The sequence below is a fragment of the Helicobacter rodentium ATCC 700285 genome, from assembly GCF_000687535.1.
GTDB classification, from domain to species: domain Bacteria; phylum Campylobacterota; class Campylobacteria; order Campylobacterales; family Helicobacteraceae; genus Helicobacter_D; species Helicobacter_D rodentium.
The window spans coordinates 1-19,426 of the sequence record NZ_JHWC01000005.1 but is presented as its reverse complement, the minus strand read 5'-3'; the positions used below and the strand labels follow the sequence as shown (position 1 = coordinate 19,426).

Annotated in this window: 21 protein-coding genes and 1 pseudogene; 14 read left to right on the top strand and 8 right to left on the bottom strand. The window is 38.0% G+C overall.

All coding sequences use genetic code 11. The annotated features are described in order from the left end of the window. Positions 1–183 precede the first annotated feature (183 nt). Both BS85_RS0104625 and BS85_RS10265 read left to right on the top strand, forming a co-directional pair. On the top strand, positions 184–684 hold the full coding sequence (locus BS85_RS0104625; RefSeq protein WP_026943780.1) for a PAS domain-containing protein: 501 nt from the start codon (positions 184–186) through the stop codon (positions 682–684). Then, positions 659–2,032, top strand: a complete 1,374-nt coding sequence (locus BS85_RS10265) for a methyl-accepting chemotaxis protein (RefSeq protein WP_026943779.1) — start codon at positions 659–661, stop codon at positions 2,030–2,032. Before BS85_RS0104625 ends, BS85_RS10265 begins: the two co-directional genes overlap by 26 nt. Positions 2,033–2,071: 39 nt before the next feature. On the opposite strand, the gene BS85_RS0104615 is transcribed toward BS85_RS10265, so the two are convergent. Then, positions 2,072–3,154, bottom strand: a complete 1,083-nt coding sequence (locus tag BS85_RS0104615; RefSeq protein WP_026943778.1) for an FUSC family protein — start codon at positions 3,152–3,154, stop codon at positions 2,072–2,074. A gap of 95 nt (positions 3,155–3,249) precedes the next feature. Between BS85_RS0104615 and BS85_RS0104610 the strand changes: the two genes are divergently transcribed. From BS85_RS0104610 to BS85_RS0104585, 7 genes are all read left to right on the top strand, one after another. Beyond that, positions 3,250–3,957, top strand: a complete 708-nt coding sequence (locus BS85_RS0104610; RefSeq protein WP_026943777.1) for a triose-phosphate isomerase — start codon at positions 3,250–3,252, stop codon at positions 3,955–3,957. Positions 3,958–3,966: 9 nt separating this feature from the next. Beyond that, positions 3,967–4,785 carry an enoyl-ACP reductase FabI gene (gene fabI, locus BS85_RS0104605; RefSeq protein ID WP_026943776.1) on the top strand — a complete coding sequence of 273 codons (819 nt, stop codon included), beginning with the start codon at positions 3,967–3,969 and terminating at the stop codon, positions 4,783–4,785. Positions 4,786–4,807: 22 nt separating this feature from the next. Next, positions 4,808–5,074, top strand: a complete 267-nt coding sequence (gene fliQ / locus BS85_RS0104600; RefSeq protein WP_026943775.1) for a flagellar biosynthesis protein FliQ — start codon at positions 4,808–4,810, stop codon at positions 5,072–5,074. Next, entirely contained in the window at positions 5,074–5,892 is an 819-nt protein-coding gene (locus BS85_RS0104595; protein ID WP_026943774.1) for a UDP-N-acetylmuramate dehydrogenase, read from the top strand. Before fliQ ends, BS85_RS0104595 begins: the two co-directional genes overlap by 1 nt. Positions 5,893–5,901: 9 nt before the next feature. Beyond that, the gene (locus tag BS85_RS0104590) at positions 5,902–6,513 is read left to right on the top strand and encodes a pyridoxamine 5'-phosphate oxidase family protein (RefSeq protein ID WP_034551180.1); all 612 of its coding nucleotides are present in this window, start codon (positions 5,902–5,904) and stop codon (positions 6,511–6,513) included. Positions 6,514–6,614: 101 nt separating this feature from the next. After that, a complete protein-coding gene (locus tag BS85_RS11330) occupies positions 6,615–6,839 on the top strand; it encodes a hypothetical protein (protein ID WP_169734691.1) in 225 nt (74 codons plus the stop codon). A gap of 255 nt (positions 6,840–7,094) precedes the next feature. Continuing rightward, positions 7,095–8,081 (top strand): hypothetical protein, encoded by a 987-nt coding sequence (locus BS85_RS0104585; RefSeq protein WP_026943772.1) that lies wholly within the window; start codon positions 7,095–7,097, stop codon positions 8,079–8,081. 288 nt (positions 8,082–8,369) lie between these two features. On the opposite strand, the gene BS85_RS0104575 is transcribed toward BS85_RS0104585, so the two are convergent. From BS85_RS0104575 to flhA, 5 genes are read right to left on the bottom strand one after another with little or no spacing between them, the layout of a single operon-like run. Next, positions 8,370–9,476: a glycosyltransferase family 4 protein gene (locus BS85_RS0104575; protein ID WP_034551178.1), complete on the bottom strand. Its 1,107-nt coding sequence runs from the start codon at positions 9,474–9,476 to the stop codon at positions 8,370–8,372. Positions 9,477–9,480: 4 nt separating this feature from the next. Beyond that, a complete protein-coding gene (gene purN, locus BS85_RS0104570; protein ID WP_026943769.1) occupies positions 9,481–10,158 on the bottom strand; it encodes a phosphoribosylglycinamide formyltransferase in 678 nt (225 codons plus the stop codon). A gap of 3 nt (positions 10,159–10,161) precedes the next feature. Then, positions 10,162–10,398: a hypothetical protein gene (locus BS85_RS0104565; RefSeq protein ID WP_026943768.1), complete on the bottom strand. Its 237-nt coding sequence runs from the start codon at positions 10,396–10,398 to the stop codon at positions 10,162–10,164. Then, positions 10,391–11,479, bottom strand: a complete 1,089-nt coding sequence (locus BS85_RS0104560) for a DHH family phosphoesterase (RefSeq protein WP_026943767.1) — start codon at positions 11,477–11,479, stop codon at positions 10,391–10,393. The genes BS85_RS0104565 and BS85_RS0104560 overlap by 8 nt, the downstream gene beginning before the upstream one ends. An 8-nt stretch (positions 11,480–11,487) precedes the next feature. Beyond that, positions 11,488–13,743 carry a flagellar biosynthesis protein FlhA gene (gene flhA / locus BS85_RS0104555; protein ID WP_026943766.1) on the bottom strand — a complete coding sequence of 752 codons (2,256 nt, stop codon included), beginning with the start codon at positions 13,741–13,743 and terminating at the stop codon, positions 11,488–11,490. A gap of 149 nt (positions 13,744–13,892) precedes the next feature. On the opposite strand from flhA, the gene rpsO reads away from it, so the two are divergent. Next, entirely contained in the window at positions 13,893–14,168 is a 276-nt protein-coding gene (rpsO, locus tag BS85_RS0104550; RefSeq protein ID WP_026943765.1) for a 30S ribosomal protein S15, read from the top strand. A gap of 345 nt (positions 14,169–14,513) precedes the next feature. Here rpsO and BS85_RS0104540 read toward each other — a convergent pair whose 3' ends face one another. Continuing rightward, positions 14,514–15,122, bottom strand: coding sequence for a sugar transferase (locus BS85_RS0104540; protein ID WP_026943895.1), 609 nt, complete (start codon positions 15,120–15,122; stop codon positions 14,514–14,516). Positions 15,123–15,236: 114 nt separating this feature from the next. Beyond that, positions 15,237–16,304: pseudogene (locus BS85_RS10260) on the bottom strand (glycosyltransferase family 4 protein); the annotation flags it as partial. 176 nt (positions 16,305–16,480) lie between these two features. Here BS85_RS10260 and BS85_RS10840 point away from each other — a divergent pair. The 4 genes from BS85_RS10840 (at position 16,481) to BS85_RS10250 (ending at position 19,294) form a co-directional block, all read left to right on the top strand. Beyond that, positions 16,481–17,029 carry a hypothetical protein gene (locus BS85_RS10840; RefSeq protein WP_051604691.1) on the top strand — a complete coding sequence of 183 codons (549 nt, stop codon included), beginning with the start codon at positions 16,481–16,483 and terminating at the stop codon, positions 17,027–17,029. Positions 17,030–17,053: 24 nt separating this feature from the next. Next, complete coding sequence (locus tag BS85_RS0104525; RefSeq protein ID WP_026943764.1) at positions 17,054–17,989, top strand: hypothetical protein; 936 nt, start codon at positions 17,054–17,056, stop codon at positions 17,987–17,989. 39 nt (positions 17,990–18,028) lie between these two features. Further along, on the top strand, positions 18,029–18,589 hold the full coding sequence (locus BS85_RS0104520) for a C39 family peptidase (protein ID WP_425402389.1): 561 nt from the start codon (positions 18,029–18,031) through the stop codon (positions 18,587–18,589). Between the two features lie 72 nt (positions 18,590–18,661). Then, the gene (locus BS85_RS10250) at positions 18,662–19,294 is read left to right on the top strand and encodes a nucleoid-structuring protein H-NS (protein ID WP_245596290.1); all 633 of its coding nucleotides are present in this window, start codon (positions 18,662–18,664) and stop codon (positions 19,292–19,294) included. Positions 19,295–19,426: the final 132 nt, after the last annotated feature.

Here is a 19,426-nt window from a genome sequence, read left to right as displayed (position 1 = left end):
TATCACATTAAATTATTTTTTGTCTTAACATTTTCTTAACATTTTGTTTATCGTTCGTTTACAATGTTTGTAATAAAATGATTCTATTCATTACAATTTTAAATGAGAATCATTTTGTTTGCAGTTCTTAAAATATTAAGGGTGGTTTTCATTTGTAAAATTGGAATGTTTCAAGGATAAAAGATGAAATCAAAACCCAATTTACAAGAGAAACAATTTCCAGAAAATGAGATTATTGTTTCCAAGACAGATTTAAAAGGAAAGATTCTTTATGGCAATAGAATCTTTATAGAGTTGTCAGGCTATACAGAAAAAGAGCTTTTGGGTAAGCCCCACAATATTGTTCGACACCCCGATATGCCTAAGGTGATTTTTAAATTTTTATGGGATTCTGTCAAAAATGGTAAAGAAATCATAGCCTATGTTAAGAATCTCTCCAAAGATGGCTCATTTTATTGGGTTAAGGCTTTTGTAACCCCGTCTTTTAATGGTAAAGGAGAGATTGTGGGCTATCATTCTATTCGCTTAAAGCCGACAGAGACAGCAAAAGAAAGCATTTCGGCACTTTATAAGGAATTATTAGAAGTGGAGCAAAGAGAAGGAGTTGAAAAAAGCCAAGAAAGATTGGAACAAGTTTTAGCGCAAAAAGGAGCGAGTTATGAAGAATTCATATCGTCTTTATAGATATTCTAGGGTATTTAATTATTGTTTTATTGCCATTTTTGTTTTGCTTTTTGTCATAGAACTTTTGGATATTCATATCCTCTTGGAGTTTTTTATTTTTTCTTTGGGGCTTATTGCTTGTGTCTTGACGCTTATTGCAGGAAGAAGGCGAGATGTATATATCAAAGAGATTACCCAATGTGTTTCACAGCTCTCTAAGGGAAACTTGGAGGCAAGATTAACCAATATTCAGGATAATGGACCTTTGGGAAATTTATCTTGGACAATCAATGATTTAGCCGACCAAGTGGAAGTTTTTGTTAGGGGAGGAAGTTCTGTTATTACCGCAGCGGGCGAGAAACGTTATACAAGAAAGTTGAATGCGCAAAGCTTGAAAGGGACTTTTTCTTATGTAGGGCAATTAATCAATAAAGCTTCTAGCGCGATTGAGGAAGCGGATAAATTAGGAGCAAAGGGCTTGATTGTGAATAAAGTTTCTAAAAAAAGTGCGCTAAGCCTCAAACAAGATTTAAATTCCATTTCAACTAACCTTAACAATGTTATTAAGGTAATGAATGAAACCTCCCAAGAAACCAAAGGCATTTCTCAATCCTCTCACGACGGAATGCAGAGTGTGCATAGGATTATGGACAATCTTGCACATCTCTCCTCTATGATGACACAAACTGCACAATCGTTTGAAATTTTTACTAATCGCATTAAGGAAATTGATGCGTTTGTTTTGCATATCAAAGAAATTACAGACCAAACAAATCTCCTAGCTCTGAATGCGGCTATTGAAGCGGCGCGTGCGGGAGAACACGGGAGGGGATTTGCAGTTGTTGCTGATGAAGTGAGAAAATTAGCCGAACGCGCAACAAAAACTGCAACAGAAATTTCCTCCACAACACAGATAATCAACCAAGAGATGAATGAGATTTCAGACTATGTTAAAGAAGTTGATACAATTACCAACAACTCTAATGATTTAATGGTTTCTTTTAATGAAACTTTTAGCGCAATGGATAAACAAGCTGCTTTCTTGGCGGAATCTATTTTGCATACCAACAAAACTTCGCACATTGCATTGCTTGAGTTGGATTGTATTTTGAAAAAATTTGCTTCTTATTCTGCAGTCATTACCAATGAGATTCCACAGATTATTTCGCAATGCGAAATACACGAAGATTCCTCAATAGATAAAAACACTTGTCAAAAAATCTTTGAATTTGATGAGAGTATCCGCGAATTCTTGGAGTTTATCAAGCTTGGAAACTTCACCGAGAATCAAGAGCAACTACAAGCCTATTGTCAGAAGTTTGAAGCTAAGAGCGCAGAGGTTTATCAGCAGCTTCATACAATTTCATAACAAGCACCTTTTTGCAAAAGTAAAAGATTGGCGTTTATTTTAATCTGCGCCAATCCATTTATATATAACCTTTTTTGCTGCTTTTTCTAGCACTTCCCGCAGAGGCTTCCAGTGCATTACCGCACCTCCTAAAAGCCCAAAGAGACTACCAATGGTAATATCTAAGATTCTTGCTTTGATAATCAAGTTTGGGTCGTAATGCATAAAACTAGCAACTTCTGCTAAATAGGTGGAATAAGGCGTTAAAAATACCATTGCTAACGCATAATTCCTAACCGTTGTTAATTCTGCAAAAAACATCAAAAGCATCATTAAAAAGGCAAACTCAATGGGGTTAAAGCTAAAATGCAATAAAAAATAAGCAAAACTTACGCCCACAATCGTTCCCAAGATTCTTTGAAGCTGTTTTATCCAAATTTGTTTGAAATTGATTGCGGTTAGAATCGCTGCGCAACTCACTCCCACCCAATAACCGCGCTCTAGCTCCAAAAAGCTTTGAAAAATCATAGACGCGCTTACAAAAAACGCAATGATAATAGGGTCAATGATAATCACGCCAAATCCAAATTCTCCCATTTTTGCAATGGGTTTTGGAGGGTGTTTGAAAATATAAATCACACTTAGAGAATAGAGTAGAACCATTATGTTTGCTACCATTGTTCCAAGCGCGACAAGTCCGATAGCAGCGGGATAATCTTTGATTTCAAAAGGAATATAAGTCCCAAGAATCATCGCAAAAGTAAAGAAAAAGAATCCCGGAGCACCAATGCTAAAATAGCGCACGACTTGCGCACTTACCATTGTAACTAAAAAAACAATGAGTGGAATTAACGACGGATAAGTTTGCCCCACAAGCCCAAGCGTGAAAGAAGCCACAATTCCAAAGGCGCACGCCATACTTAAAATCATTTTATGATAAATCGGCGTGTCTGGCACATAAAGAAAAATATTTGTTCCAATGATTGCAACAAGCCCCAAATCTGGACGCTCAAAAAATGCGGCAATAAAGAGAACGATTGCAACCCCCAAACTAGCAAAAAAGGGCATTTGCCATAATCTATCACTTGGATTCCAAGTAAAAATTAGCTTGACATTCTCCTCTATTTTTTGCAAAAAACTCATCAAAACTCCTTAAATGATTACCGCAATTATAGCACCAAATAAAAAGCATAAAGCATTCAAGATTTGCTATAATACCAAAAAATATAAGGAATCCTATGAAAATTATTGCAAGTAATTTCAAGACAAATCATACAAGAAAAAGCACTTTACGCTTTTGCGAGGAGTTAGAAAAGTTTGCCACCCAAAACCAAGCACAGCAACAAATCATAGTTTTTCCGCCACAAACCGCACTCTTAGAAAATCGTTTTAAGACTTTTCAAATCGGTGCGCAAAACGCGTATCCTGCGCAAAATGGTTCAATCACTGGCGAAATTGGGCTAGAGCAATTAGAGGAATTTGGGATTCAAACATTGCTTATCGGACATAGCGAAAGGAGAGAGATTTTAAAGGAATCGCAAAGCTTTTGTGCAGAAAAGTTTGATTTTTTTGCCAAGCGTGGGTTTAGAATCTGCTATTGTATCGGCGAATCGCAAGAGGTTAAAAAGCAAGGCATTGAAGCGGTGCTAGAGTTTTTGGAATCACAATTTGAGGGCATTGCTTTAGATTATCCGCATTTGATTGTTGCGTATGAACCCATTTGGGCGATTGGTAGTGGTGTGAGTGCAAGTTTAGAGGAAATTACGCAAATTCACACACGCTTAAAGCAAAAATTAGGTAAAATTCCGCTTTTGTATGGCGGAAGCGTGAAGCCCCAAAATGTGCGTGAGATTCTGCAAATCCATAGCGTAGATGGTGTGCTTGTAGGAAGTGCGAGTTGGGAGATTTCAAGCTTTTGTCAAATCTTAGATAATTCACGGATTTAAGGAGTAAGAATGATTATGCAAGGCAAAAAAGGCTTAATTGTCGGTGTTGCAAACAATAAATCTATTGCGTATGGAATCACAAAGGCTTGTAAGGAGCAAGGCGCAACGATTGGTTTAACCTATATGAATGAGCAAATCCAAAAACGCGTAATGCCCATTGCAGAGGAAATGGATTCCAAGTTTGTGTATGAGCTTGATGTAAGTAAAAAGGAGCATTTTGCCACTTTGCGTGAGAATATCAAAAAAGATTTTGGGACATTGGATTTTTTGGTGCATAGTGTTGCCTTTGCTCCCAAAGAAGCGTTAGATGGGAACTTTTTAGACACAACCAAAGAGGCTTTTAATGTCGCAATGGAAGTTTCGGTGTATTCCTTTATTGAGCTTTGTCGTGAATTAAAGCCGGTGCTTAGCAAGGACGCTTCTATTTTGACTTTAACTTATCTAGGTGGCGTAAAACATGTAGCGCATTATAATGTAATGGGTGTAGCAAAAGCCGCGCTAGAATCTAGTGTGCGCTATTTGGCGTATGATTTAGGCAGTGAGGGGATTCGCGTTAATGCGATTTCAGCAGGACCGATTCGCACACTTGCCGCAAGTGGAATCGGAGATTTTCGCTTTATTTTAAAATGGAATGAAGCCAATGCGCCTTTGCGCAAAAATGTCAGTATTGAGGAAGTGGGTAACTCCGCAATGTATCTCCTCTCCCCTCTTGCAAGTGCGGTTACAGGCGAAGTGCATTATGTGGATTGTGGTTATAATATTATGGGAATGGCAGCTGTGGAGGAAAAGGACGGCAAAGCCACAATGGTGTGGGATTCCTATAAATAGATTTTAAGGCAAGGAGAGAGTTGTGGAATCGCAATTAATGGCTTTAGCGATTGAGACCTATAAAATCACATTAACCCTTTCTCTCCCGATGTTGCTTGTTGGTTTGGTGGTGGGCTTAATGATTAGTATTTTTCAAGCCACCACGCAAATCAACGAAATGACACTTACTTTTGTGCCAAAGATTCTAGCCGTTATTGTCGTGATTATCTTTACAATGCCTTGGATGTTAAATATGCTAATGGACTTCACGACAAGAATCTTTAATCTAATGCCGAGCTTCTTGTTTTAATGTTTGCAAAACGCATAGATTTTTCACGCTATACAAGTGTGCGAATCGGTGCAATCAATACCTTAAACTATATAGAATCCCCACAAGATTACGCAGAACTTTTGCAAAAGACTTCTCCGCAAATCATCGGCAAGGCAAACAATCTCTTGATTGCTCCTAGTGCTAAGAATCTCTGTGTTTTAAGCAAGGCATTTGATTATATTAAGGACTTGGGAGATAGCTTAGAAGTGGGTGCGGCAACGCCGAGCGGTAAGCTGTTTGCCTATGCGAAACGCAACAACTTAAGAGGATTTGAGATTCTTTGCGGATTGCCCGGAAGTGTGGGCGGAATCATCAAGATGAATGCGGGGCTTAAGAGCTATGAGATTCAAGAAGTGCTACTTGGAATCCTGCAACTAGAGAATACCGCAAAGCTTGGCTTTAAAGCTGCGGAATCGCTAGGGCTTTCTTATCGTAGTAGCGAAATTTCTGGGTTGATTTTTGCTGGAATTTTTAAAAAAGAAAGCGGATTCAATCACGACTTGGTAGAGCTTTTTACCTCTATGCGACAAAATCAACCCAAAGAGCCAAGTTTTGGGAGTTGCTTTAAGAATCCTAAGGGCGACTTTGCCGGAAGGTTGATTGAGGCAGTGGGGCTAAAGGGTGTGCGGTTTGGTAAAAACAAAAGTCTGTGCTTTAGTGAAAAACACGCAAATTTTCTTGTGAATCTCGGGGATTCTACTTTTGAGGAAGCTGTGGAACTAATAGAACTTGCAAGAGAAAGGGTGCGTAGCGTTTGTGGAATCGCGCTAGAAAATGAAGTGCAGATTCTGCGATAAGGAGGAAAAATGCGGCGCAGCGATTTTGATTGTAAAGATTTGGGATTGATACAGGAGTTTTTAAACAAAATAGAATTTGGCACACTCGTGATTCCTGATAGCATTCCCTATGCCGTGCCACTTAGCTTTTACTATGAGGATTCTAAAATTTATCTACACGGGGCAAAGGCGGGGCGCAAATATGCACTGCTTAAGCATAATCCCAAAGTTGCCTTTAGCGCGGCTTTGCCTTATGCCTATATTCCGAGCCATTTTTTGAAAGGCACGATGATTCCCACGCAGTTTTTCTTTTCTGTGTTTTTGGAGGGGCAGTTTTGTGTGGTGGAGGATTTGGAGGAGAAAAGGCGGATTTTAACGCGCCTCGTGCAGAAATACGAGCCTAAAAATTTACAAATAAGTATGGAGAGTGGGCAGTTTGTCGGCAAAGAAAGAGGCACTTTTGTAGGTAAGATTTTAGTGGAATCCTTAAGCGCGAAGGCGAAATTTGGACAGAATCTTAAAGCAGAGGATTTCGCGCAAATAATACAGGATTTAAGGAATCGCTGGGAGGCGCGAGATAGCGAAACGATAGCTTTAATGCAAAAATTTGCTGTGAAGCAGGAAACAGGCTCTAAGCAATAAAAAACCCACAAGTAAGAGAAGTGGCAACTTAGTTTTAATAAACAAAATTTTTCCCATTGCTCGTTTGTTTTAAGCCCCCCTTGCTTCTTGTTTGCTGTATTGTGAGATTCTGCAAGGAATCGTGGCACACCCCTCTTTCGTCATTGCAAGAGGCTTTAGCCTCGTGGCAATCTATAATTTTGCAAAAACTAAATCAAGCTATGGAATCTTTCCAAAGAAGTGCATTATTATGGATTGCTTCGTCATTCACTGCGTTCATTCCTCGCAATGACAGAATCCCACTGCGTCATTGCGAGAATTGTAACGCAATTCGTGGCAATCTATAATTTTGAATTACCTTAAAACTTTCATTGTTATATTTACTTTTTGTAAGATTATAGATTGCTTCGTTCGTTTCACTCTCTCGCAATGACAAAGCAGGGAATTTTCTTTATGCAAGATTAAGATTTTAAAAATGGACGATAGGGCAACAATTTATAGTTTAAGACAGCTAATAAGATTCTTTGTAAAATTTGTTTAAGCAAATAAATTGTAGGATTTAAATTTGCAAGAATATAAATTAATCTTAAAAAGGAGAGACTATGATGAGAATGACCTCTATTGGTGGCGTGGATAATATCGTTTCAAAGAAAACCTATCTCTCCGCTAATGCGCGTGCAGAATCCTCTTTGCAAAGGGAGGCGGAGCAGGATTCACTTGCACCACAAGAGATTAAAGAATCCATAAAAGCGAAGTTGGTAGGGCAGGATTCTAACTACAAACTCGTGCTTTTTGATGATGCCACAAGTGGAGAGAGGGTTAGTGCGCTTCTCTCTAAAGAGAATTTAGAAAGGTTGCAAGAAAAGTTTAATCAAAAAGATTTTTACGCAAGAGACGATGGGTTAATGCGCCTAAGCGGTAAGGCAGAAGCGTATGTGAGCGGTTGGTATGCGCAGATTGTCGCTGGAGAGGTGGGGGCGCAAAAGGCGGATTTGGATAGAGACGGCAAGTTTTCTGATAAAGAGAGAGGGTTAATCCAAGACGGCTATACATTTAAATTGGCAGAAAAGGGCATTTTAAACAATGGTATGGCTGTGTATTCAGTCGCCACAAACGCAAAGGCAGACGATACAAAAGTGCGCACCATAGAGGATTTGCTAGATAATTTTATCACTCAAGATAAAAATTTAGATGGTGAAATCAGTGTGCAGGAGCATATTGAAGTAACGCGTGGTAATTTAGCGCAGACGCTTAAGGGCATTTTGAAATCCAAAGAAAACACACTCGCCCAAATGGTAGAGGATTCACGCGCGAAAACGCCCGAGCCCAAAAGCAAAGAGGAGTTAGATGTGGCTGCAATGGAGGAGGCAATGAGGCTTCTAGCAAAAATCAAGCAAAGCGGTAATCTAAATACCCTCTCTGCGGAGGAACAAGCGTTGGTGCAGCAGTATTTTGCGGGAGAAGTGGAGCTAATCAAACAACAAAGTAACGATGCAGATGTGATTAACGGGCATTTGACAAATAAAATCAATGATTTTGTGGAACAAATGCGTTCCAATGAAAGCTTGATTCTAAGCGTCAAGGCATAACTCTATCGTCCTTACGTCTCCGTCATTGCGAGGTGAAGCCAAAACAATCTGTAATGTTGCAAAAAGTAAATATAGTAATGGGAGTTTTAAAGTAATTCAAAATTATAGATTGCCACGAAAATTTTTCAAATTTTCTTGCAATGACGCAGTAGCAGACGCTTTTAGTATCGTCATTGCAAGATTTCACAAGGAATCACGGTACGCGTTGCATTGGCAACTCACTTCAGCGCAAATCTATATCTTGCATCAAAAGCTCTCAATGGAGTTCCAAAAGCAATCCTAAATTTATCAAGAATTAGTTAGGAGATTCCGATAAATTTGCATAATTTTCTCACCCATTGCAACAAGTGAAAAATTTTCTACTATCAATGCGCGATTGGCTTCTATAAGGTTGGGATTGTTTAAGAGGGATTCCAATGCTTCTTCAAATTCTTCTTGAGTTGGGTTTTGCGTGAGGATAAAATTGGGTCGCCCTTGATTGATAGAGTGTAAGTCCGCAATAGAGCCAATATCACTAGCAATGCTTGGAATCTCCATAGCAAGAGCTTGCATTAGGCTTTGTGGCACACCCTCATCTCTATCGCTTGTGAGCATAAAAATATCTAAGGCACTTAAAAACTCTGCTGGATTCTTAATGTGTCCGCTTAGGCGCACGATTTCTTGTTTAGCTTCCGCATTGACTTCCTTTGCAAGATTTCCTAGCCAAATTTGTCCGTCTCCACTCCCTGCAATCACGAAAAATGTATGCGGGTATTTTTGATGAATTTTTGCCGCAATTCTGATGAAATTATCCTGTCGTTTCATTGCTCTTAAAACGCCTAGATTGCCTATAACCAATGCGTCTTGAGGGATTTTATATTTTTCCCTCATTTGTTCTTTATTATACTTTTCTTTGCAAAAAATCTCTGTGTCAATCCCTGTTGGAATAGAAAGAATCCTCTCTTGCTTTATCCGATTTTCGCGTATCATATTTTGTCGTATGCTTTCGCCTGTGGTCATAATGAAGTCTGCTAGAGAGTTGATGAAATTTAAACGCGAGGGGTGGAGATTGGTAGATAAATGCCTTGTGCGGATAAACTTTGCCCCGCTTCCAATGCTTGCCAATCCTCCGCACCAAGTATCAACGCTGCTATGCGTATTGAGAATATCAAAATTTTTTAAAATTTTGTGGAGGGCATAAATGCTGTGCAAATCTGTTTTATTTTTAAAGGGTAAAAGAAAAGTATCAAAATTTCTTTCTTTAGCCTTTTGTAATATCATTGTATCTTCTTTTGTGGCAAGGGCTAAATAACAGCCTCGTCTCCTCATTTCTTCCATTTCATTTAAGATTCTAATCTCCTGCCCTCCAAAGCCACCAGACCATTCTGTATGCAAAATACGCATTGGATTATTCATTTTTTTACCTTAGATTTGTAGTTGTTTGATTTGCTAAAGCTTGCAATACTGCCAAAGGATATAAAGAGTGTTCAAGTTTATGAATGCGCTCCTCATAGGATTCTAAACTTTCTCCTGCTATTTTTGCAATCGCGCCTTGTGCAATCATCTCTCCGCCATCTAGCTCCTCACTCACCCAATGCACACTCACTCCGCCTAGTTTCATAGGCGATGCAAAGCTCTCTTGGATTCCGTGCGCTCCTTTAAAAAGTGGCAAAAGGGAGGGGTGAATATTAACCGCCTTGATAGAATCCGTAAAAACAGGCGTTAGGATTCGCATAAATCCAGCTAATACACATAAATCAAGCTTTAAAGGTGTTAAAATCTCCACGAGATTTTTATCAAACTCCTCTCTATCTTTATGGGTTGCGCTCTCTAAAACCTGCGTTTTTATCCCGAGATTCCTAGCCCTAGTGAGCCCATACGCATCTTTTTTGTTGCTCAAAGCCAATACAACCTCTACTTTAAAGGCATTATCGCTTTTGCTCTCTACAAAGTTCTTTGTGATTCCGCCAACACAAAACCCGCTTTGCGCCACAAAATCCCCCTTTGCACAGAAGCATTTATTGTGTAATACCCTAATTAACGCCTCTAAATTACTCCCATTGCCACTAAATAGAATCGCAATTTGCTTTGTTTGCATTGTTTAATCTTTGAAAAACTTAGAATGCGTGGATTTGAGATTCTCAATATTTTGCAAAATCTCCTTAACGCCATATTCTATGCTTTCTTCGTCCAAATTATCAATATATGCGTCTAGTGCTTCTTGCATATACTTTTCTTTCACTCCACTAAGCAGTAATGCTACGCAGAGCATATCGCTAAGTTGAATAGATAGCTCCTCAATTTCCTCTTCTAATTCTTTGATTTTTTCTTTACTCAATTTCCTCTCCTTTTAAGATATTTTGCACACATTCTTTAATATCTCCATAAATAAAGCTCTCTTTAAATCCGTCTATTTTGCCTCCACTTGCATTGGGGTGTCCCCCGCCATTGAAGCAGCTTTTAGCCAAAAGGCTCACATCGCACACATTGTTTGCGCGCAAACTCACATTTCCTCTTGCGCTCACATCTATAAAAAAATCAAATTGGGGATTGTTCTTTAAAAACAAATTTGCCAACACTGAAATATTCCCAATGCTATAACTTAAAAACCCTCTATATTGCTTCCAATACACACTGCAAGATTCCGCTTTTTGTGCTAAAAGCTCACTTTGGTATCTTGAGACAAGATTGTCTAGTGTATCGCTTAGCAAACTGCCCTTTAAAAAGCATTTTTTCATCTCTAAAATGGCATTATCTAGTAGAATCTCGCCCTTTTCTTGTGTAAGAAATTTTGCAGATTGTTGCAATAAGGCAAGTTTATACCCTCTATCCTCATCATCAAACATAAAGCGATTGAATTCCTTTGCCTCCACGATTAAGCGCATTGCAACCTTGCCAAACTCAAACGCATAGCCTCCCTCAAGCCATAAATCAACGCTATTAATCATTTGCGTCATAGGTTCAAGCCACTTTTGTGCAGAATCACAAAGCCCATAACGATGAAGGAGCGTATCATACACGATTTTTGTCGCACACCGCTTCGTGTCTAGCACATACCAATCATACTTTTGTGCGCATTCTTGTCCGCTTTTATGGTGGTCTAGCAATTCAAAGGTTATGTTAAATCCATTTAGATTCAATTCTAACACAGATTGAACCAAGTTATCGCATTCCTCAAGAGTGAGATTCAAATCACTAATCAGGATATGCGCTTGGTTGCGTTTTGGGTTTTTTGCTTTTGCGCGTTTGATTTCCCTATAAATTTGCTCTAAACGCGCACCGACTTCTTTTCCATAATTTGCGTTATAAAAATACATTGCTAAAGAATCCGCAGAAAAAGCATTCGTGTAGATTTCTTTGCTAACCATTTGGCAACCATAGCCGTCTAAATCAATGTGGGATAAATGATGGACTTGCATAATTTTCCTTATAGAGCAAATTCAACCGCGCCTAGCACTTCGTATTTTGTTTGATAATCAATCTCTGCAACACTTAGAGTAACGATACTGCGTCCAAGTCCATATTGCTCAATAAATATAAATAAAGGTTTTCTTAATACCATAGGAATCCCACCGATAATTGTAGGCACTGCACCCAAAGAAGCACTTTTTTGTCGGGCGACATTTAAGGCATCAAGTAGGCTTTGCGATTCTGTTGGGCTTAGACGCAGTCTTTGCCCCATTTTCTGCTGGTCTGGCAATCGCTCTAACAAAAACTGCTCCAATGCGGGAGAAAGAACAAAGTAGCGTAAGACCCCATCATCGCTTTGGAAATTATGTGTAATGAGCCGTTTCAAACACGCACGGACATATTCTGTGAGCGTTGGTAAATCACCCTTGTATGCAGGATAGCCATCGGCAATGGCTTCCGCAATACTTAGCATATCTTTAATCGGAATCTGCTCATGCAAAAGCTCTTTTAAAATATGTTGAATCACTCCTACGCCAACCCCCTTGATTTCTTCGGCTAACACAGGATAATCTTGTCCGAGTTTGCCAAGCAAATTATGCACTTCTTGACGCGTGAGCAATTCCTCTGCATATTGTTTGATTAATTCTTGGATATGTGTGCTAATCACTGTTGCGCCATCAATGGGAGTGTAACCTTCAATGATTGCGTCCTCTTTTTTGCTCTCATCAATCCAAAATGCATCTAGCCCAAAGACGGGTTCTTTTGTTGGGATTCCATCGGGCAATTCCCCGACAAAACCGCCTGCAGAAACCGCTAAATACTTATCTGCCATAATTTTGCCTCGCCCAATTTCAATTTCTTTTAGCAGAATCTGATATTCATCAGGAGGCAAATTTAAATCATCTCTTAAATGCACCATAGGCACAAGGATTCCATATTCTGTTGCCATTGATTTACGGATTTGGCGAATCTTATTCACTAGCTCCCCACCTTGCGCAGGGTCAGCAAACTTGATAAGCTGATACCCAAGCCCCACGCGCAAGATTTTGACTTTTAAAGCATTGTCAATTTCAGCCTCATCGCGTTTTTTGCGTTCCTCTTCACTTTCTTTTGGTGGTTGTGCAGCTTGTGTAGCGGTTTGTTGCCTAGCTTGTTGGCGTTGAGGAAGATTATCAGTATCTTGTAATTCTCCTTTTTTGGTTTTGTCTTCTCTTTTTAGCTTTTTAAAGAGTGATTCTGTGTATTTCCATATATCGCCTTCTTTTTGTTTGCTTAAGAGGAGAGCAAGAGTTAAAAAGAGCAAACCTACAAACCCTAATGAAAGCGTAGGCAAACCCGGAACAAGTGCAAAAAGGAGCAGGATACAACCCACAATTAAAAGCGTTTTGGATTCATTAATGAGTTGGTCAATGATTCCAGACGCGAAATTTTCTCCCTCTTTGCTAAAACGCGTTACGATGATACCTGTGGCAGTGGCAACGATAAGTGCGGGAAGTTGAGAGACTAGACCATCGCCAATGGTTAAAATCGTGAAAGTGGAGGCAGAATCTGCCATTGTCATATCCCTTTGGAATACACCGATAAGGAATCCCCCAATAATATTAATCAAAGTGATAATAATCCCCGCGATTGCATCACCTTTTACAAATTTATTTGCACCGTCCATTGAACCATAAAAATCTGCTTCTGTTGCTAATGCGTCTCGTCTTGCTTTTGCTTCCTCTTGCCCGATGATTCCAGAGTTTAAATCCGCATCAATTGCCATTTGTTTTCCGGGCATTGCATCTAGTGTGAATCTTGCTTTTACTTCAGAAACCCTTGTGGAACCATTGGTTACAACCATAAAGTTAATAATTACCAAAATAATAAATAAAATAATCCCAATGACATAATTTCCACCCACAACAAACTGCCCAAAAGCATTGATAATATCACTAACAGCCGCGGGACCTAAATGCCCATTGCTCAAAATCATTCTTGTTGTTGCAATATTTAAAGCCAAACGAAAGAGCGTGATAATAAGCAAAAGTGTAGGAAATGCGGAAAAATCTGTGGGCTTTTTTACATACAAAGCAATCAAGATGATTAACGCAGAAAGCGCAATGGAGATAGCTAAGAAAAAATCCAACAAAGAGCTAGGCAATGGCACAATGATGATTGCCAAAATTGCAATGATAAAAAAGACAACCGTTAAATCTTTTGAACCTGAAAGAAAAGATAAAAAGGGCATAATTCTGCTTAGTAAGGATACTTTTTTATCTGCTGTTGCCAAACTTACTCCCAAATAAATAATAAATTAATCTGTAATTCTAATCGTTTTTAGCTAATAAAATCAAGAAATTTATTAAAATTTTAGCGTATTTTTACATTTTTATGATAGAATTGCAAGTTTTATTTTAAAATACCAATCAGGAGGTCAAAATGGCTCAAGATTCGGCGAAAAAAAGAGAAATTACTTCTGCTTTTGCTAGAAATCCCAAAGATACAGGTTCCACAGAGGTGCAAATTGCTTTGCTTAGCGATAGGATTAAAACACTCACTCAACATTTAAAGGTGAATCCAAAAGATCATTCTAGTCGCTTAGGGCTTAGAAAGATTGTTTCTCAAAGAAGAGGTTTGCTAACTTATTTGCGCCGTAAGGATTTCAAAAGCTATGCAAATGTGATTGAGAAACTAGGATTAAAAGACAGGGGTTAGAATCTCTGCAGGGATTCCAAAAGGAATCCTCTCCTATCAAAATTCCTTTTAATTCTTACGAGATTCCATAAGGAACCGTGGCAATTTACAATATCGCATTTCATTTCATCATTACATAGAATCTTAAACTTAATCTCGTCATTGCGAGATCTTTGCTAGAAGCAATCCATAATCCAAAATCTCGCCCTTAAAGATTTAATAAGGATTCCATTGCAAAAATTTCTTTATGCAAGATTATGGATTTGCGCTAAAGCGGGTGAATTTGCTATTCGCAAATGCACGCCAAGAAAATTTTTCAAATTTTCTCGCAATGACGCAGTGGCACACAAAAGCAACTCTCGCCTTTTATACCTTGTTTCCTTTAAACTTCTCCATTGTTGCGCTTGTGCTAGAGCTAATGTCTTTGCGTTGAATCACCTTATAAAAAGTCCCCCATAGAATCCTAAAATCTAGCCAAAAACTAATATGCTCCACATACCAAACATCTAATGTAAATTTTTCCTCCCAAGAAATCGCATTGCGCCCATTGATTTGCGCCCAGCCCGTGATACCCGGCTTTACTTCGTGTCGCCTTGCTTGTTCTTGAGAATACAGAGGCAGATATTCCACCAAGAGCGGACGCGGTCCTACGAAGCTCATCTCACCTTTTAATACATTAAAGAGTTGTGGTAGCTCATCTAAGCTACTTTTGCGAATCCATTTGCCCAAATGCGTAAGTCTTGCTTCATCGGGCAACAATTCTCCTTTTTCATCAAGTGCGTTGTTCATTGTGCGAAACTTGTAAATCTTAAAAATCTTACCCCCTTTCCCCGGACGCTCTTGTGTAAAAAAAATAGGAGAACCAAGCTTTGTGCGGATAAGCAAAGCAACAAGAACCAAGAGAGGAGAAAAAAGTAGCAAGAGAATAAAGCTAAAGGAGAAATCCAAAACAGGTTTGATGAAGTTTGAATAGATTTTTTTAGAAGTAGATTTTTCTTGTTTGGAGGATAAGACGGAATCATAGAGGGATAAATAGCTTTGAACGATAGAATCCGTGCTAAATTCTGCGCAGATTTTCTCTCTGCTTACTTTTCCAAACTTTTCTCTTAAATCTTTATCTTTGCTCAATTGCAGGATTTTTTCTGCTAATTGTTTGGAGTCTCCTATGGGGACTAGAAATCCATTTTTGCCATTTTCAACAACTTCACGACAGCCTACTGCATCGGTTGTAATGATAGGCTTCGCCATACTTCCGGCTTCTAGGAGTGTGCGCGGAATCCCCTCGCGGTAGCTTGGTAAAACAAACAAATCACAAGCACCCATAAGAGAGCGAATATCCTTGCGTTGCCCGAGATAAATGACTTCTGCAGAGCTTTTTAAAAACACCTCGTTCATTGAGGAAATATTGCCTAAATCTACCCCGCCTACATATAAAAAAACGCAATTTTTACCTTTAAGAATCTCTGCAGCTTCATAATATTCCCGCACTCCTTTATGGGCGATTGCACGCGCTACCATTAGCACAAGGATAGAACCGCTCATAAGGGGGAGATTTAATTCCGCGCTTAGTTTTTGGCGCATTGCATTATAGGATTCTTGATTGATTGGCGCAAAGGTTTGCGTGTCAATGCCTGAACCTTTAATTAATATAGCTTTTTCACGTTTTAGGATTCCTTTTTGCACATATAATTCTAAATCATCATTATTTTGAAATAACACTTTTTGGGCGATTTTAAACGCAAGGCGGTTGAGGGATTCTATGATGAATCTTAAGGCGCGAGATTTTAGACTCTCATCAATATAAAAACTGCCCAAACCTGTAAGGCTATTAATCACGCAATCCAATCCCGCAATTTTTGCGGCAAACGAGCCATAAATATTAGGCTTTAGCATAAAGGTATGCACAATATCGGGCTTGATATTTTGCAAGATTTTTGTAATTTCTTGAATCGTTTTGAAAGCACTTAGGGGATTGAGACTGCCCCGATTAATAGAATAGTCAATGGCTTGAATGCCAAGAGGAGCAAATTTATCAAAGTCTGCGCCTTTGGGAGTGAGCGCAATCACTTCGTGTCCTTGTGCTTGAAGAGCCAACATAATAGGCAGACGAAAAAGATAAAGATTAGAATCTGTATGCGAGAGAAATAAAATTTTCATTTGTAACCTTAAAAATGATAAAAATTTATAGGAATTATAACATTAATCAAGCAATGCAAACTTGTTTCTTTGCGTAACAACCTTAAAAAAACCAAAGGCGATTAAAATCTTTTACATTTATTTTTAAGATTCTGCAATTTATAATAAAAATTTAAACTTTTAAAAAAGGAGGGATAATGAAAAAACTAATTTTAGGATTCTTATTAATCTTTGGAATCTCAAGCACACTCTTTGCAGAAATAGATTTCATTGCCCTTGTAACCAATGGAGAGTTTAACGAACAAAGTGCAGGTGTGAAAGTCTTAAATGATGAGGAGATGAGCCAAGTTGTAGGTGGGGCAACATTGGATAGAGGAGATGGATATGCAACTAGCTTATATAATTATGGTTCAGTCAATAATGGTGGCACAAGGGTATCTTATACTATTTATTATAAATTGTATGAAGATGTCAGAAATGAACTTTTACCGCTCAATGTAGATAATGGGAGCGGACAATATATTCCTGTCATCTCTGCGACTTTAAACCATTTGTCCAATCAAGTGAGCATTTCTATTATTGGTATGAATCAATATAATCCTGTCTATACAAGAAGTGCGGATAGATATTATACAAATAAAATATTAGAAAAAGATGGTCAAAAGCTATACAATCAAGCAAATAGTATTATTAGAAGTTATAGTGCAAACTTTTGGAATCTAAATAGAGATAAATATAGATATTAATTTTTTAATATAAGGATTAACTATATGAACTCTATCACTCAAAATACCAAAATTTCTTATAATAATCTTTTTGTAAATAGAGGCTCAAAATCCGATTCCATAGAGCAAAGCAATTTTGAATTGCCAAGTGATGAAAAAATTTTGCAAGAAGTGAGAGACTTTATTTATCGCCCAGAAAAAAATATAGACTATTCATCATTTGATGAGTGTAAAATTATTACTATGTTCCATACCGATTCTACTAGGGATTTTATGCAAGAGTTGGAAATAAGAGAAAAACAAATTGCAATGCCAACTCAAGAGGAATACAAAAAAGCAGAGGAGTTTTTAGATAGACAAATGGATAAGCTAATGGCAGAAGTCGCAAGAGAAAATTATGATTTAATTCCTCTTTTGACAAAGTTTTGTAAAATGGGAGAATCGCTAACGCAAGAGGAGGAGGATTTAATAGGCGAGAGGGATTTATTAGCATTTCTTTATACTATGAATGCTTATAGCGAGAAAGACACTAGAAAAGGGCTAAGAGAATTGCGTGAGGGAGAATATAGCTTTGATTACAAAAATGCGCAAACTATGGCTGTAAATTATGATTCCGTCAAACAAGATAAAAATGGCGTGGTATTTTTTAGTTATATTGCTAATAGGCTCTCGCCCACGCAAAAAGAGGAGATTGTAGAAGCCATAGCTAAAGTGAGAGTATATGAGGAGGCAAATGGATTCCAAGTCGCAAATGTGTTTTTCAAACGCAATCCAGAAACAGGAGAGATTGATTTTTCCTTTGTAGATACAAAAACAAATATTCAAACAGAACCCTTAATCCTAAGATATTCTAACCTTACCTTTGAATCTGTGCTAGAAATGCTAGAAAACAAAGAGAAAGCGGAATCGCCCTCCACAGATTCCATAATGCAAACACTGCTTAGGGATTCTAAAGAGAATAAGAAGAATCAAGGAGAATAAGGATACAATCTATAAAATATTTCATTTCTTATTTTAAGGATTCTTTTGCGTATTCTTATCCTTGTGCTTTGTTGCGTTCATTTAGCTTTTGCCTTTTGCGTTCAATCCCTCCAAGAACTCCACAATCAAAATGTTATAAGGCAGCAGTTTGAGGAATCTTGCGGGGCTTCCGCTCTCGCCACACTTTTAAATTTTTTTGGAATCAAACAATACCAAGAACAAGAGATTTTAAAAGTATTAAACCAAAAAACAGATATGTTAAGCTTCCAAGAACTGCAAAAGGCAGCTATCATTTTGGGCTATGATACAAAGGGATTCCAACTCTCAAGAGAGATTTTACAACGCACCGCTTATCCTCTGCTTGTGAGGATAGAAAATGACCCTAGATTTCCTCATTTCGTAGTGATTGTAAATTTTAAAGGGGATTTTCTTAAAGTCTTTGACCCAAATTTCGGGGAATATATTAGCAGTAAAAAAGAATTTTATTCTATTTGGGATAGGAATCACACAGGAGGCTATGCGCTTGTAGTTACAAACAAAGAAAACTCTAAACCTATAATAAAAGATTTGGAGTTTCCTAACGAAGTGTTTTTTAGATAATTTGCGATTCTTTATATCCAATATGGAACACTTCTTGCTAATCCTTTGTATAACTTATTATAAAGGATTATAATGCTTAAAAAGATTTTGCTTTCTTTAGGGTTTTTAACTTTTGCCTTTTCACTTAGTTTTGCTTCTGACCCTATTACAATGGATTCTTTGTTTAAAAAACAAATAGGACTAAGAAGCATTACAAGTGTGAGTTTTTTAAGCAGTGGCAATGCTTATATTTATAATCTCTACCCTACTTTAGTAGCACAACCTGATACAAAAACTTGGACAGATACCAAACAACTTTCTATCAATCAAACTTTTATTTACACACTTGCTCCAAAATTTGATTTATTGGTTTCTGGAAATGGTAGCTACAAACAAAACGAATATTTTAATTATTTAGGATTTGAATATACTACAGAAAGAAGCTTTGATTTTGATTCTTTATGGGTTGGTGGAATCTATACAGCAGAGACTCTCTTTGAAATGTTTGTCCCACAAATTACCTTGCAAGGTGGAGTAATTCAAAGAGAGGAACACTTTGATGAGAGTAAAAACTTTTCTTTTAAATCTTTTTCCGCACAATTTGCGCTTAAAAATTATTCTGACCCTGTTGTATCCTCTCTTTATATCGGCGGGGTTTATAATGGCGAAAGGAGTTTTGACTATGGTAAATTTAGAATATGGGAATACCTTGTTCTTTGGATTTGATATGTCTGTGATTCTTAGCCCTAAAGTTTCTTTAGATGCTGGATTAGAGCAGAGATTCCAAAGTGCTTCTAAGTTTGAGGGTAGGAAAACCTCTAATTCTTATTCTATTCCTACCTTTTCCCTAGGGGCAAC

Excerpts from the sequence above, each read along its gene's own strand:
- BS85_RS0104625 (WP_026943780.1), top strand. The coding sequence starts at position 184 with ATGAAATCAAAACCCAATTTACAAGAGAAACAATTTCCAGAAAATGAG.
- BS85_RS10265 (WP_026943779.1), top strand. The coding sequence starts at position 659 with ATGAAGAATTCATATCGTCTTTATAGATATTCTAGGGTATTTAATTAT.
- BS85_RS0104615 (WP_026943778.1), bottom strand. The coding sequence starts at position 3,154 with ATGAGTTTTTTGCAAAAAATAGAGGAGAATGTCAAGCTAATTTTTACT.
- BS85_RS0104610 (WP_026943777.1), top strand. The coding sequence starts at position 3,250 with ATGAAAATTATTGCAAGTAATTTCAAGACAAATCATACAAGAAAAAGC.
- fabI (WP_026943776.1), top strand. The coding sequence starts at position 3,967 with ATGATTATGCAAGGCAAAAAAGGCTTAATTGTCGGTGTTGCAAACAAT.
- BS85_RS0104595 (WP_026943774.1), top strand. The coding sequence starts at position 5,074 with ATGTTTGCAAAACGCATAGATTTTTCACGCTATACAAGTGTGCGAATC.
- BS85_RS0104590 (WP_034551180.1), top strand. The coding sequence starts at position 5,902 with ATGCGGCGCAGCGATTTTGATTGTAAAGATTTGGGATTGATACAGGAG.
- BS85_RS0104585 (WP_026943772.1), top strand. The coding sequence starts at position 7,095 with ATGATGAGAATGACCTCTATTGGTGGCGTGGATAATATCGTTTCAAAG.
- BS85_RS0104575 (WP_034551178.1), bottom strand. The coding sequence starts at position 9,476 with ATGAATAATCCAATGCGTATTTTGCATACAGAATGGTCTGGTGGCTTT.
- purN (WP_026943769.1), bottom strand. The coding sequence starts at position 10,158 with ATGCAAACAAAGCAAATTGCGATTCTATTTAGTGGCAATGGGAGTAAT.
- BS85_RS0104560 (WP_026943767.1), bottom strand. The coding sequence starts at position 11,479 with ATGCAAGTCCATCATTTATCCCACATTGATTTAGACGGCTATGGTTGC.
- rpsO (WP_026943765.1), top strand. The coding sequence starts at position 13,893 with ATGGCTCAAGATTCGGCGAAAAAAAGAGAAATTACTTCTGCTTTTGCT.
- BS85_RS10840 (WP_051604691.1), top strand. The coding sequence starts at position 16,481 with ATGAAAAAACTAATTTTAGGATTCTTATTAATCTTTGGAATCTCAAGC.
- BS85_RS0104525 (WP_026943764.1), top strand. The coding sequence starts at position 17,054 with ATGAACTCTATCACTCAAAATACCAAAATTTCTTATAATAATCTTTTT.
- BS85_RS10250 (WP_245596290.1), top strand. The coding sequence starts at position 18,662 with ATGCTTAAAAAGATTTTGCTTTCTTTAGGGTTTTTAACTTTTGCCTTT.